General features: G+C 62.9%; 11 protein-coding genes. 8 read left to right on the top strand and 3 right to left on the bottom strand.

Annotated elements, in window-relative coordinates:
* Positions 1-29 precede the first annotated feature (29 nt).
* The 7 genes from ACIROW_RS08220 to ACIROW_RS08190 all read left to right on the top strand — a co-directional run bounded on the left by ACIROW_RS08220 (position 30) and on the right by ACIROW_RS08190 (position 7092).
* On the top strand, positions 30-1061 hold the full coding sequence (locus ACIROW_RS08220; protein WP_402274000.1) for a tetratricopeptide repeat protein: 1032 nt from the start codon (positions 30-32) through the stop codon (positions 1059-1061).
* Between the two features lie 78 nt (positions 1062-1139).
* Positions 1140-1793: a GntR family transcriptional regulator gene (locus tag ACIROW_RS08215; protein ID WP_402273998.1), complete on the top strand. Its 654-nt coding sequence runs from the start codon at positions 1140-1142 to the stop codon at positions 1791-1793.
* Positions 1794-2041: 248 nt separating this feature from the next.
* On the top strand, positions 2042-3133 hold the full coding sequence (locus tag ACIROW_RS08210; RefSeq protein ID WP_402273995.1) for a BMP family ABC transporter substrate-binding protein: 1092 nt from the start codon (positions 2042-2044) through the stop codon (positions 3131-3133).
* A complete protein-coding gene (locus ACIROW_RS08205) occupies positions 3130-3759 on the top strand; it encodes a flavin reductase family protein (RefSeq protein WP_402273992.1) in 630 nt (209 codons plus the stop codon). The genes ACIROW_RS08210 and ACIROW_RS08205 overlap by 4 nt, the downstream gene beginning before the upstream one ends.
* A gap of 16 nt (positions 3760-3775) precedes the next feature.
* Complete coding sequence (locus ACIROW_RS08200) at positions 3776-4246, top strand: nucleoside deaminase (protein WP_402273990.1); 471 nt, start codon at positions 3776-3778, stop codon at positions 4244-4246.
* Between the two features lie 214 nt (positions 4247-4460).
* On the top strand, positions 4461-5456 hold the full coding sequence (locus ACIROW_RS08195; RefSeq protein ID WP_402273988.1) for a sensor domain-containing diguanylate cyclase: 996 nt from the start codon (positions 4461-4463) through the stop codon (positions 5454-5456).
* A gap of 76 nt (positions 5457-5532) precedes the next feature.
* Positions 5533-7092 (top strand): diguanylate cyclase, encoded by a 1560-nt coding sequence (locus tag ACIROW_RS08190; RefSeq protein ID WP_402273985.1) that lies wholly within the window; start codon positions 5533-5535, stop codon positions 7090-7092.
* Positions 7093-7203: 111 nt separating this feature from the next.
* Here ACIROW_RS08190 and ilvD read toward each other — a convergent pair whose 3' ends face one another.
* A complete protein-coding gene (gene ilvD / locus ACIROW_RS08185) occupies positions 7204-9066 on the bottom strand; it encodes a dihydroxy-acid dehydratase (protein WP_402273983.1) in 1863 nt (620 codons plus the stop codon).
* A gap of 216 nt (positions 9067-9282) precedes the next feature.
* A complete protein-coding gene (locus tag ACIROW_RS08180) occupies positions 9283-10962 on the bottom strand; it encodes a methyl-accepting chemotaxis protein (RefSeq protein WP_402273981.1) in 1680 nt (559 codons plus the stop codon).
* Between the two features lie 294 nt (positions 10963-11256).
* Here ACIROW_RS08180 and ACIROW_RS08175 point away from each other — a divergent pair, with 294 nt between their 5' ends.
* Positions 11257-11850 (top strand): aldehyde dehydrogenase, encoded by a 594-nt coding sequence (locus tag ACIROW_RS08175; protein WP_402273979.1) that lies wholly within the window; start codon positions 11257-11259, stop codon positions 11848-11850.
* Positions 11851-11858: 8 nt separating this feature from the next.
* Here ACIROW_RS08175 and ACIROW_RS08170 read toward each other — a convergent pair whose 3' ends face one another.
* The gene (locus ACIROW_RS08170; RefSeq protein WP_402273976.1) at positions 11859-12737 is read right to left on the bottom strand and encodes a PhzF family phenazine biosynthesis protein; all 879 of its coding nucleotides are present in this window, start codon (positions 12735-12737) and stop codon (positions 11859-11861) included.
* Between the last annotated feature and the right edge of the window lie 4 nt (positions 12738-12741).

Raw genomic sequence — 12741 nt, 5'->3', positions numbered from 1 at the left:
TAGACGGCTTCGCCCCACCGGAAATCACCATGAAGCAGTCCCTCGTCCGCGCCGCCTTGCCTTGCTTGTTGGGCGGCTTGCTGTCCGTCGCCGCGTTGCCGGCGCATGCCGACATCAACAGCGCCATCAACGCCTACGGCGAACAAAAGTATGACGCCGCCTACCGCGAGTTTTCGCAACTGGCCACACAGGGCGACAACCGCGCCAAGTCCTTCCTTGCGCTGATGACCTTGCGCGGCCTCGGTACCGCGCGCGACGTCAAGCAAGGCGCGAAGCTGGCGCGCGAGTGCGCCGAAGGCGGCGAGCCGACCTGCGCCGCGATCTACGGCGACCTCAACCTGCCGGGCAAGGGCTTGCCGGTCAACTTCCCCGAAGCGCGCGCATGGACGCGCAAGGCCATCGCCGGCGGCGACCAGCGCGCCGGCTTCGGCCTGTGGCAGGCCTATACGCTCGATCCGGCCAACCAGTTCATGGTCAACGGCAAGGGCGACGACCGCAAGTACAACGCCATCGCCCGCCGCACCATCGCTGAACGCGGCGATCAGATCGAAGCCATCGACGGCCTGGCCGGCGCCGCTGCCGCCGGCTACCTGCCGGCGCGACTGATGCTGGCGAACGTGCTGCTGGAGCAAAGCGGCGCCGGCACCACCAAACAGATTCGCACGCTGCTCGACGGCATTCCGGACCTCTCGCCCAACTACCAGAAATACCTGGCGCTGGCCCAACAGGTGGACACCCTCGGACCATCGCGCGCGGCGCCCAAGCTGATCGCCGACGCCATCCCCACCGTCATGACCGCAGCCGGGCTGGCGGCGGAACGCAGCGGTACGCCCAACTCGACGCAGTGCAAGGATTTCCGCCTGATGTCGATCAAGGACGTGAGCGCCGTGGGCGACGCCATCTGGCTGCCCCTTAAGCAACCGCTGGTAGCCGGCACCTATCCGGTCCAGGGTAGCTGGACTGAAAACTGGCACGTGTACTTCTGCGGCGCCGAACGCGTCTTGCGCATGCAGTTCAACGTCGACGGCATGGGTGGCGCGTTTTACGAGGCCAAGTCCTGAGCCGGAGCCAATCTTGCACGATGATTCAGGCTATGATGGCGACCACTCAACCACGCACCTGCACCTTACTCGGCTTCCATGAAAGCATCGCGCCCCGCCGAACCGTCTGAAACGCTCGACCAGGGCGTCTACGAAGCCATCTTCAACGGCGTCATGCACGGCCGTCTGAAGCCCGGCACGCGCCTGCAGGAAGCCACCCTGTGCGAGCAGTTCGGCGTCAGCCGCACGGTAGTGCGCCAGGCGCTGCGCCGTTTGTCGGAAGTGCAGATCGTCGACATCGTCGCCAACAAGGGCGCCGCCGTCGCTACACCCAGCCCCAAGGAAACCCGCGACGTCTTCGCCGCGCGCCGCGCCATCGAAGGCGCCATCGTGCGCGAAGCAGCGCGCCGTATCGAACACGGCGACATCGAGCGCCTCAAGCAGCGCCTGCGCGCCGAACACGATGCCCTGCACGATCAGGACCATCCGCGCTGGGTGGCGTTGGCCGGCGGCTTTCATCTGGCGCTGGCGGAACTGTCGGGCAACGCGGTGCTGCAGCGCATGCTGACCGAACTGATGACGCGCTGCTCGCTGATCGTCGCCCTGTACGAAGCGCCCGGAGAAGCCAGTTGCGAACACGACGAGCATGCGCGCCTGGTGGAACTGCTGTCGCTGCGCGACGGCAACGCCGCCGCGGATGAAATGGAGCGCCATCTGCTGGCGCTGGAAGCGCGGCTGCGATTGCCGGCCTGATTCTTTTCGTCCTCAGTCATTCCCTCGCTTCCCACTCGCTCCCTTTGCCCCTTTTTGTGCGCCCGCGCTTGGTGCAAACACGTCTTTCGCACCAAAATCAACAAATGTATACAATTTAATATATACAGATAATCATATATAAATCAAATAGTTAAGTAACTATAATGGCTGGCACTTAATTTGCATGTATACAATTCAAGGGCAACCCCGCCCCGACCATTGTCCATCCATGCAAGGAGCTTTCCGCCATGAAACGCCGTCAATTTCTGCTCGCCTCGGGCGCAACCGCGCTGTCTGCACTATCAACGCTGTCCGCACCGGTCATCGCCGCCACCAGCGCACCGCGCCTCAAGATCGGCTTTATCTATCCTGGTCCGGTAGCCGACATCGGCTGGTCGTTCCAGCACGATCTCGGTCGCCGCATGCTCGAGCGCGAATTCGGTGCGCGTATTGAAACCGTGTTTGTCGAACGCGTGCCGGAAAGCCCCGAAGCCGAACGCGTGATGCGCCAGCTGATCGACGACGGCTGCAAGATGATCTTCGCCACCTCGTTCGGCTTCATGAATCCGGTGATCAAAGTGGCGGCGGAATATCCCGACGTCATCTTCGAACACTGTTCCGGCTACAAGAGCGCGCGCAATGTGGGCATTTACCAGACGCGCTTCTACGAAGGCGCCTACCTGCTCGGCACCATCGCCGGGCGCATGACCAAAACCAATACGCTCGGCTACGTCGCGCCGATCCCGATTCCGGAAGTGATTCGCAACCTCGACGCCTTCGTGCTGGGTGCGCGCAGCGTCAATCCTAAAGTCACGGCCAAGGTGGTGTGGATCAATTCCTGGTATGACCCCGGCCTGGAACGCGACGCCGCGCAGACGCTGGTGGCGCAGGGCGTCGACACGCTGTACCAGAACACCGACTCGCCGGCGCCGGTGCAGGTGGCGCAAAGCCGCAAGCTGTACGCCTTCGGCCAGGACTCGGACATGACGCGCTTCGGCCCCGATGCGCACCTCACCGGCAACGTGCTGAACTGGGGCGTGTACTACGTCCACAAGGTGCGCCAGGTGCTGGAAGGCAAGTGGAAATCAGAGGACACGAAATGGGGCATGAAGGAAGGAATCGTGCAGCTGGCGCCGCTCAATCCGGCCCTGCCCAAGGACGTCGTCGCGCTGGTCGAACAGCGCCGCAAGGCCATCATCGCCGGCGCGCTGCAGCCGTTCGCCGGACCGATCAACAACCAGGCCGGCCAGGTGCAGGTAGCGGCCGGCAAAGCCGTGCCCGAGTCCGAGCTGTGGACCATGAAGTGGTACGTGGAAGGCATACAGGGAAAACAACCATGACGGAAATCGATTTCTCGGCGCTGGGGGTCTACCAGCGCTACAAACTGATGGCCAGCCTGATCGTGCCGCGGCCGATCGCGCTGATCACCACGCTGGGCGAAGACGGCACCATCAACGCCGCGCCGTTCAGCATGTTCAACATGCTCGGCGAAGATCCTCCGATCGTGATGGTGAGCATCAACCGCCTGCACGACGGCGGCCTCAAGGACACCGCCGCCAACATCCTGCGCAGCGGCGAATTCGTGGTGCACCTGACCGATGAAGCGATGTGCGAACAGATGCATGCCTGCGGCGACGCGCTGCCGTCGAGCGTGAGCGAACTGGCGCATGCGGGACTGCATGCGGTGCCGTCACAAAGCGTGGCGCCGCCGCGCATCGCCGAAGCGCCGGTGGCCTTCGAATGCGTGCTGCACGAGAAGCTGGAGACCGCCAGCCGCTACATTTTCATCGGCCGGGTAAAATGGCTGGCGGCGCGCGACGGCCTGGTGGACACCGAACTGTGGCGCGTGCGTTTGCAGGACTACCACCCGGTCGGCCGTTTCGGCGCCAGTTTTTACGTCAAGACCGGCGAGCGGTTTTCGCTGGAGAAGGCGCAGGCCAGCTCGACTCCCATCGACGAAATGTGAGAACAATAAAATGAACATGACATTCAACGAGAGCGACAACAAGGCCATGCGACTGGCCATCGAAGCATCAAGGGAAGCACTGGCCGACGGCGACATGCCGTTTGGCGCGACGCTGGTGTCGGCCCAGGGCGAGATCCTGCTGATCTCCGCCAACAACCAGAACAGCGCCGCCGACTGCACCGGCCACGCCGAGATGGTGCTGGTGCGCACCGCACAAAAGCAACTCGGCCTCGGCGCCCTGCGCGGCAGCACCGTCTACGCCAGCGGCGAACCCTGCGCCATGTGTTGCGGTGCGATGTTCTGGGGCGGCGTGCGGCGCGTGGTGTACGCAGCATCAACGGCACAGATCGCCGAAGCCCTGGGCGGTCCGCTACTGCCGCTGCGCAGCGCCGAGGTGCTGGCGGACGCCACACCGGCAATGATCGTGGACGGGCCGTTGATGGGTGATGAAGCGTTTGCGGTGCTGCAGCGTTTTGTGCCGGATTGATGGCATCAACGCATCATTTCACGGCGGCAAATAATTTCCTTTTAAAAATATTTCCGTAAAACATGTCGTCGCTACAAGTGTAAATTTCATCCGCCTCGCTTCAGAAAACGGCAAGCCTGTCGTTACCGGGAATACCTTCTGCTCAGAATGTTGCCAAACGTGCTGTGCAGAAGACCAGTTTGATTAGCCCGTTGCCATGAATCGAGTACAGCCCATGAAGATGCCTGATATGTCGCCGCATGATTTTTATCAAGTGAACGCATCGCATGCATTCGGCCTGCTCGCTTCGTCGGCGGAGATCCGCTTCGAACGCCTGACGCGTCTGGCCAAGCGGCTGTTCAACGTGCCGGTGGCGTTCGTCAGCCTGGTGGAGGCGCATCGTCCGTGGCCGCTGCAGAAACACGACGACGGCCGGCATGCTTTCGCCGCCGCCGATCTGCTGGTGGTGCAGGACACCGTGCTGGACCAGCGCTTCCAGGGCAATCCTTTGCGCATGGGCGAGTCCCGCGTACGCTTTTACGCCGGCTGTCCGATCCGCGTCGGCAACGGCGACCAGCTCGGCACGCTGTGCCTGATCGACGACCAGCCGCGCGCCTTCGACGACGACGACCAGGCGCTGCTGCGCGATCTCGCCAAGATGGCCGAGCAGGAATTGTTCGCCATGGAACTCGCGACCATTGATGAACTTACCCGCATTCCCAACCGGCGCGGCTTCGAAGCCATGTCGGAGCAAGCCTTGAGTCTGTGCAAACGACTCGACAAGCCGGTCTCGCTGTTCTACTTCGACCTCGACCTGTTCAAGCAGATCAACGATCGTTTCGGCCACGCCGAAGGTGATCGCGCGCTGCAGGATTTCAGCGCGATCCTGTCGCGCAGCTTCCGCCAGTCCGACATCGTCGGACGGCTGGGCGGCGATGAATTCGCGGTGTTGCTGCCGAACACCGGCAAGCAGCAAGCCGAAGTCGCGCTGCGTTTCCTGGATAAAGCGGTGAAGCTGCACAACCGCAGCGCCAAACGCGCTTACAAGTTGTGCTACAGCGTCGGCCACATCGACAGCGACGCCACCACCTCGATCACTGAATTGATGCAACGCGCCGATGCGCGCATGTACGAAGACAAGAAGCAGCATGGCCATCACCGCAGCGGCAGCGGCGCCTTCGCCGCGCTGCTCGACATGCTGCTGCCGCTGCAGCGCAAATACCGCCACTGAGCGGCGCCTTCCCGGCTTTTCGACACGGGCTCGCCTTCTTGTATCATGTGCCATCTTCACTAGCGGGGAGAGCTGCATGAATCTGGGCGTCACTGAGCCACTGCCGGAACCTGGCGCGCGCAAACCCGCCGCCGTCGCCAACCTCGCGATCGCCTTCATTCTGCTGGTGTGCGCCTTGTTCATCATCGTCGACCTGGTCCAGCTCGGCGTCGCACGCCGCGAACAGCTGGCCGACAGCAGCGTTGCGCTGACCAACGTGGCGCGCGCCATACGGCGCCACGCCGACGACACCTTCAAATCAGCGGACGTGTCGCTGATCAGCATGGTGAAGCTGGTGGAGAATCAGGGCTACACCCCCGCGGGCCGCGAACAGCTGGCCTCGCTGATGGGCCAGAGCGCCACCACGCTGGGCCAGGTCCATGCCTATTTCGCTTGCGATGAACGCGGCCGCCTGGTGATCGATTCGACCCCGCTGTATGCAGAGCTGGACGTCTCCGAGCGCGACTATTTTCGTTATCATCGCGACCACCCCACACGCGATGCGTATGTCGGCGCGCTCATCAAGAGCAGCACCACCAACACCTGGATCATCACCGTCTCGCGTCGCGTCAACCACGCCGACGGCAGCTTCGCGGGCGTCATCATGGCGGCGCTGGACCTGGAATATTTCCGCATGTTCTACGACACCTTTGACATCGGCAAGAAGGGCGTGATCTTCCTCGGCACCAACCCGGGCACGACGCTGGTGCGACGGCCGCTGTACGAAAAATACGTCGGCCGCAGCATGGTCGACCTGCCGATCTACCGCGACCATATCGCCCGGAACACTTCCGGCCTGCTGACCATGAAATCGGCGGTGGACGGCGAAGTGCGCCTGACCGCCTACGAACATCTGCAACATTATCCGTTGTTCATTTTCGCGGCGCTGTCGCGCGATGAGGTGCTGGCCGGTTGGGTCAGCGACACCATCATGCACGCCTGCGGCATCGGCATCCTGGTGTTGACGCTGGCCTTTCTCGGCTGGCGGCTGGTGCGCCAGATCAGGCTGCGTGCGAAGACTGAAATCTCGCTGCGCGAAGCGCGCGATTCACTCAACGAGCTCAACGCCACCTTGCAGCGGCTGGCGCTCGAAGACGGCCTGACCGGCCTGGCCAATCGCCGCCATTTCGACCTGGCGCTGCAGGAAGAATTAAGCCGCGCCACGCGCAACGCCAGTTCGCTGGCGCTGATCCTGATCGACGTCGATCGCTTCAAGCAGTACAACGATTTGTACGGCCATGCGGCCGGCGATGAATGCCTGCGCCAGATCGGCCGGGCGGTGAAGGCGGTGCCGCGCCGCACCGGCGATCTGGCCGCGCGCTACGGCGGTGAAGAACTGGCGGTGCTGCTGCCCGGCGCCGACGTCGCCACGGCATTGCAGATCGCCGAGGAGCTGCGCGGCAAGATCGCCGCGCTCAATATCACGCACGCCGGCAATCCGATCGGCAACGTCACCGTCAGCGCCGGCATCGATGCGCTCACGCCGGCACGCGCAGGCGACTTGCCGGAGACGTTGATCCGGCAAGCCGACCTGGCCTTGTACCAGGCCAAGAACCTGGGTCGCAACCGCGTCTGCGTTGCGACCGAGCCTGCCTGAAAATAAGAATTGGGATTGACTGCACTGCCCGCATCCGCGCCGTGAAATAACGCAGCTGGATGCGGGTCAGTTACCCGGTACCGTTCAACTGCTACCGAGTTGCCGGACGGCTTAGCGCTTGAGCTGCGACAGGTCGCGCACTGCGCCGCGATCGGCGGAGGTGGTCAACGCGGCGTAAGCCTGCAGCGCCTGCGACACGACGCGTTCGCGGCCCAGCGGCTGCCATGCGTCACGACCGAGCGCTTCCATCTTGGCGCGGCGTTGCGCCAACTCTTCGGCAGTCACGCGCAGGTTGATGGTGCGTGCCGGGATGTCGATGTCGATCATGTCGCCTTCTTCCACCAGGCCGATGGCGCCGCCTTCGGCCGCTTCCGGAGAAGCGTGGCCGATCACCAGGCCGGACGAACCACCCGAGAAACGACCGTCGGTAAACAGCGCGCACGCCTTGCCGAGGCCCTTGGATTTGATGTACGACGTCGGGTACAGCATTTCCTGCATGCCCGGGCCGCCCTTGGGACCTTCATAACGAATGATGACGACGTCGCCGGCATGCACGGTGTCGCCGAGGATGGCTTCGACTGCGGCGTCCTGGCTCTCGAACACGCGCGCCTTGCCGGAGAACTTGAGGATGCTTTCATCCACGCCGGCGGTCTTCACGATGCAACCCTTTTCGGCGATGTTGCCGTACAGGACCGCCAGGCCGCCGTCCTTCGAATAGGCGTGCTCGATATCACGAATGCAACCTGCGCTGCGGTCGAGGTCGCCGTGCTCGTAACGCTCGGCCTGCGAGAACGCGGTCTGCGACGGCACGCCGCCCGGCGCTGCGCGGAACAGCTTGTGGACGGCCGCATCGCTGCTGATGCGGATGTCGTATTTTTCGATTGCTTCGCCCATGGTCTTGCTGTGCACGGTCGGCAGCGAGGTGTCGAGCAGACCGGCGCGCGCCAGTTCGCCCAGGATCGCGATGATGCCGCCGGCGCGATGCACGTCTTCGATGTGGAACTTGTCGGTCATCGGCGCGACCTTGCACAGGCATGGCACCTTGCGCGAGATGCGGTCGATGTCGGCCATGGTGAACTCGACCTGCGCTTCATGCGCGGCGGCCAGCAAGTGCAGCACGGTGTTGGTGGAGCCGCCCATCGAGACGTCCAGCGCCATGGCGTTTTCAAACGCCGCCTTGTTGGCGATGCTGCGCGGCAGGACCGAGTAGTCGTCCTGTTCGTAATGGCGCTTGGCCAGTTCGACGATCAGGCGTCCGGCGCCCAGGAACAGTTCCTTGCGGTCGGCGTGGGTGGCGACGATGGTGCCGTTGCCCGGCAGCGCCAGACCCAGCGCTTCGGCCAGGCAGTTCATCGAATTGGCGGTGAACATGCCCGAGCACGATCCGCAGGTAGGACAGGCGGAGCGTTCGATTTCGGCGACGTCAGCGTCCGACACGGTGCTGTCGCCGGCCTTGATCATGGCGTCGATCAGGTCCAGCTTGATGACCTTGCGGTCGTTGTTGACGACCTTGACCACCTTGCCGGCTTCCATCGGACCGCCGGAGACGAACACCACCGGAATGTTCAGCCGCATCGCCGCCATCAGCATGCCGGGCGTGATCTTGTCGCAGTTGGAGATGCACACCATGGCGTCGGCGCAGTGCGCATTGACCATGTATTCGACGGAGTCGGCGATCAGGTCGCGCGACGGCAGCGAGTACAGCATGCCGCCGTGGCCCATGGCGATGCCGTCATCGACGGCGATGGTGTTGAATTCCTTGGCGACGCCGCCGGATGCTTCGATCTCGCGCGCCACCAGTTGGCCCAGGTCCTTCAGATGCACGTGGCCCGGCACGAACTGGGTGAACGAGTTGACCACCGCGACGATCGGCTTGTCGAAGTCGCCGTCCTTCATGCCGGTGGCGCGCCACAAGGCGCGGGCGCCGGCCATGTTGCGGCCTTGGGTGGTGGTGCGGGAACGATAGACTGGCATGGTGGGTGTCTCCTCAGAATGCAGAGTGGAAATAGAAAGCGGATTGACGAATCAAGTGCGCAAGAGTGCCGCGTGCACAACAAGTTGTCCAATATATGATTTGGTGATCTGTAATTCGTATTGCATATTAAAGAAAGAGCGCCGTTGCACCCGCCCGCCGTAAAAAGGCCGCAACGGTCGCGAGGACGGTTGCGGCTTTTGCTGAAGCGGATGCAATCAGCGAGACAGGCGCCGAACCTTACTGGAAACAACTCCCTCGTGAGCGATGGCCAGGCGGCCACCTTCCAGACGCGGCACATCGACAGCGTTGAGCATCTTGCCGTCGATCTCGCCCACCACCACGCCGCCATGCGCCAGCTTGAACAGGCTGACTGCACGCGTCAGCGCCTCGGCCTGTTCCTGCAGCGAGCGCGCAGCGTTGGCGGCCTGCTCGACCAGTGCGGCGTTGTGCTGCGTGACTTCATCCATCTGCGTAATCGCGCCGCTGACCTGCACGATGCCGTGACGTTGCTCCTGGCTGGCGACGCTGATTTCCTCGACGATGCCGGTCACGCGCTTGACGCTGGCGACCACCTCATCCATGGTGCTGCCGGCCAGCTCGACCAGTTCGGTGCCGCTTTCGACCTTGTGCACGGAGTCGTCGATCAGCACCTTGATTTCCTTGGCGGCGGCGGCCGAGCGTTGCGCCAGGCTGCGGACTTCCGACGCCACCACGGCGAAGCCGCGCCCTTGTTCGCCGGCGCGCGCCGCCTCCACCGCGGCGTTCAACGCCAGGATATTGGTCTGGAAAGCGATGCCGTCGATCACGCTGATGATGTCGAAAATCTTGCGCGAGGAGGCGTTGATGGAACCCATGGTCTCGACCACCTGGCCGACCACGCTGCCGCCCTTTTCGGCCACCGTCGAGGCGGTCGCGCCAAGCTCGTTGGCCTGATGCGCGCTGTCGGCGTTGCGCTGCACGGTGGCTGTCAGTTCTTCCATGGCGGAAGCGGTTTCTTCGAGCGAGCCGGCCTGCTCTTCGGTGCGCGCCGAGAGGTCGGCGTTGCCCGAGGCGATCTGGCCGGAGGCCGCGGCGATGGTGTGCGCGCCTTCGCGGATTTCACCGACGATGTGGGCCAGGTTATCGCGCATTTCCTTCATCGACGCCAGCAGGCTGGACTGGTCGCCGTCCTTGGTGCGGATCTCGATGGCGAGGTCGCCCTTGGCGATATGGTCGGCGATCTCGGCGGCGTAGTCAGGTTCGCCGCCGAGCTGGCGCAGCAGACCGCGCGTGATCAGCACCGCCACCGCGACGCCGATCAGCAGCGCGGCGACGGTCATGCCCGCAATCCATGCGATGGAACGATCGAACAGACGGTCCGAATTCTTGCTGGCCTCGGCCACGGCTTGCTCGGTGGTCTTGATGAGGGCGCCCATGTCCTGCACGATCTGGCGGCGCAGGGGGCTGCATTCCTTGACCAGGAATTCTCCGAACTCCTGCATCTGACCGGCCTCGCGGTATTTGCGCGGGCGGTTCAGTTCTTCCGCCATCTTCAGCAGGCCGCTGCTGACCTTGTCGAAACCGGCATCGGCCTTGAAGGCCGGCGTCATTGTCTTGAGCGCGGCCAGGTAGATCGCTTTTTGTTCGTCGAGGATAGCCAGTTCCTTGGCCGCGTCGCCGTTGTCGGTGAAGATGAACGCATTGCGCGCCGCCAGCCCGGTCTGCGCCAACGCTTCGCGCGCGACGTACAGCGGCTGCAATTTTTCGGCCTGAACCTGGTCGCCGTACTGGACGGTGTCGAGGATAGCCTCAAGGCGCAACAGCGAAAAAATTGCCATGGCCGACAACATGAAAGCCAGCAGCCCGAATCCCAGGCCGAGGCGTACCCCTATTTTTTGTTTATGCAAAGCGCGCACGCTGATTCCCCATCAACAATCTGATTAATTGAAGTCCCAAGGATGAAGCGCAGGAATACGTGTTTATTCCCGGCAACAAAATCCAGAATTTTTGAGTATGCTTGGGTTGGAGCCGGAATAATCCAGCCTGCGTGTGAGACGTTACCGGGCGGAAAGTCTTTGCCGGCGCGGCACACGCGGGCATGACGATATCACAGGCGCAAGCTGGTGCTTTGATTTATCGCAGCGACGCCGTGGCGAAGCGGAGACATAATGACGGCAGGAAAGATGAAGAAAAATCGACGAGGGGAAATCATGAAGAACAATATCATCCGCCGCAGCACGACAATACTGCTGACCTTACTGCTGCCGCTGGCCTTGCTGGGCGCCTGCGACCGCTCGGTTGACGAGAAGCTGAGCGCGCAGGCAAGCGCCGAAAAATCGCTGGGGATTTCGCCCACGCTGTTCGCCACCAAATTCAACCGCAGCGTGCGCGACGTGCTGGAGGACCGCAAGGACGACAACGCCGCGCGCATGGCGCCACTGTATGCGATCGACGTCACGCAATTGCACAAGGGCGGCGAGAAGCACACTTTCCAGACCCAGGTCGGACCGGCGCAAACCTCGCTGATCGGCAGCCTGGCCAAGGATGGCGACCTCAAGACCATCGGCGTCCTGCTGGCCAGCCGCACCGAAGGCGCGCGCGATGAATTCTTCCTGTGTGCAGAAACGGCGGCGCGCATCCTCACCGACGGCGACAAGGCCAAGCTGCCCGACCAGATCAAGCGCCTGGTCAACAACGCCATCAACAATCCCGGTCAGCGCATGACGATCGCCATCGGCCAGCGCCTATTGTCGGCGGAGATCATCAAGCAGGGATTGATGTTCGAGATCGAGCAGAGCCAATAAGAAGATTTTTATACGTCCAGCCTGATCAGGCGCGTCGATTTGGCGGTGCCGCCTGCCATCAGCTGCGTGATGCGGCCGTCGGCCACGGTCAGCTTGACCTTGATCACGCTCGGCGAGGGCGGCTGCATCAGGTAGCCCTGCTCGATGATGATTTCGCAATCCTTCACGCCGCCGTGGTCATGCAGGTAACAGGCCAGTGGTCCGGCTGCGGTGCCGGTGGCCGACTCTTCCGGGATGCCAAAGCGCGGTGAAAACATGCGCACGCCGGCATGGCGTCCGCTCACCGTGGTCATGTCCGAGTACACGTAGTAACCGATGACGTCGAGCTCGTTGCTGATCGCTTCAATCAGCAGCGAATCCGGACGCACAATCGAAACCGTCTGTTCATCCGGCAGGGGCACGATCAGGAAGGCGTTGCCGGTGTTCACCACGGTGGGCGCGAGATCGGCGTGCAACTGTCCTGGCGTGAGGCCGAGCGAGGTTGCAATACGCTCAACCAGTCCGGAGCCGGCATCCAACGTGCGGTATTGGGGCGCGCGCTGCTCCATGAACACCATCTCGCCGGCAATCAGGATATCGAGGTTGCCGTCGATCGACTCTTTGGAAAAATTGCCTTCGCCGATGATGCCCAGCTTGCGCAGCAAGGAGAAGGTGGCGATGGTGGCGTGGCCACAATGCGGGATCTGCCGCGTCGGTGTGAAGAATTCGAGCTTGACGGTGGCGCTCTGCGAGGACGACACGAAAGCGGTCTCGGACAAGCCGAGCTGGCGGGCGATGTGGAGTTTTTGTTCGGTAGTGAATGCATCGGCGTCGAGGACAACACCGGCAGGATTGCCGCCGGCTGCGCCATCGATGAAGGCGTTAACGATCTGTGCGTCGACCTGCAAAATG

Source organism: Herbaspirillum sp. NPDC101397, assembly GCF_044767325.1.
GTDB lineage: Bacteria > Pseudomonadota > Gammaproteobacteria > Burkholderiales > Burkholderiaceae_D > Herbaspirillum.
This window is presented reverse-complemented; position numbering and strand designations above follow the sequence as displayed.

Excerpts from the sequence above, each read along its gene's own strand:
- ACIROW_RS08205 (WP_402273992.1), top strand. The coding sequence starts at position 3,130 with ATGACGGAAATCGATTTCTCGGCGCTGGGGGTCTACCAGCGCTACAAA.
- ACIROW_RS08200 (WP_402273990.1), top strand. The coding sequence starts at position 3,776 with ATGACATTCAACGAGAGCGACAACAAGGCCATGCGACTGGCCATCGAA.
- ACIROW_RS08220 (WP_402274000.1), top strand. The coding sequence starts at position 30 with ATGAAGCAGTCCCTCGTCCGCGCCGCCTTGCCTTGCTTGTTGGGCGGC.
- ACIROW_RS08210 (WP_402273995.1), top strand. The coding sequence starts at position 2,042 with ATGAAACGCCGTCAATTTCTGCTCGCCTCGGGCGCAACCGCGCTGTCT.
- ilvD (WP_402273983.1), bottom strand. The coding sequence starts at position 9,066 with ATGCCAGTCTATCGTTCCCGCACCACCACCCAAGGCCGCAACATGGCC.
- ACIROW_RS08195 (WP_402273988.1), top strand. The coding sequence starts at position 4,461 with ATGAAGATGCCTGATATGTCGCCGCATGATTTTTATCAAGTGAACGCA.
- ACIROW_RS08175 (WP_402273979.1), top strand. The coding sequence starts at position 11,257 with ATGAAGAACAATATCATCCGCCGCAGCACGACAATACTGCTGACCTTA.
- ACIROW_RS08215 (WP_402273998.1), top strand. The coding sequence starts at position 1,140 with ATGAAAGCATCGCGCCCCGCCGAACCGTCTGAAACGCTCGACCAGGGC.
- ACIROW_RS08190 (WP_402273985.1), top strand. The coding sequence starts at position 5,533 with ATGAATCTGGGCGTCACTGAGCCACTGCCGGAACCTGGCGCGCGCAAA.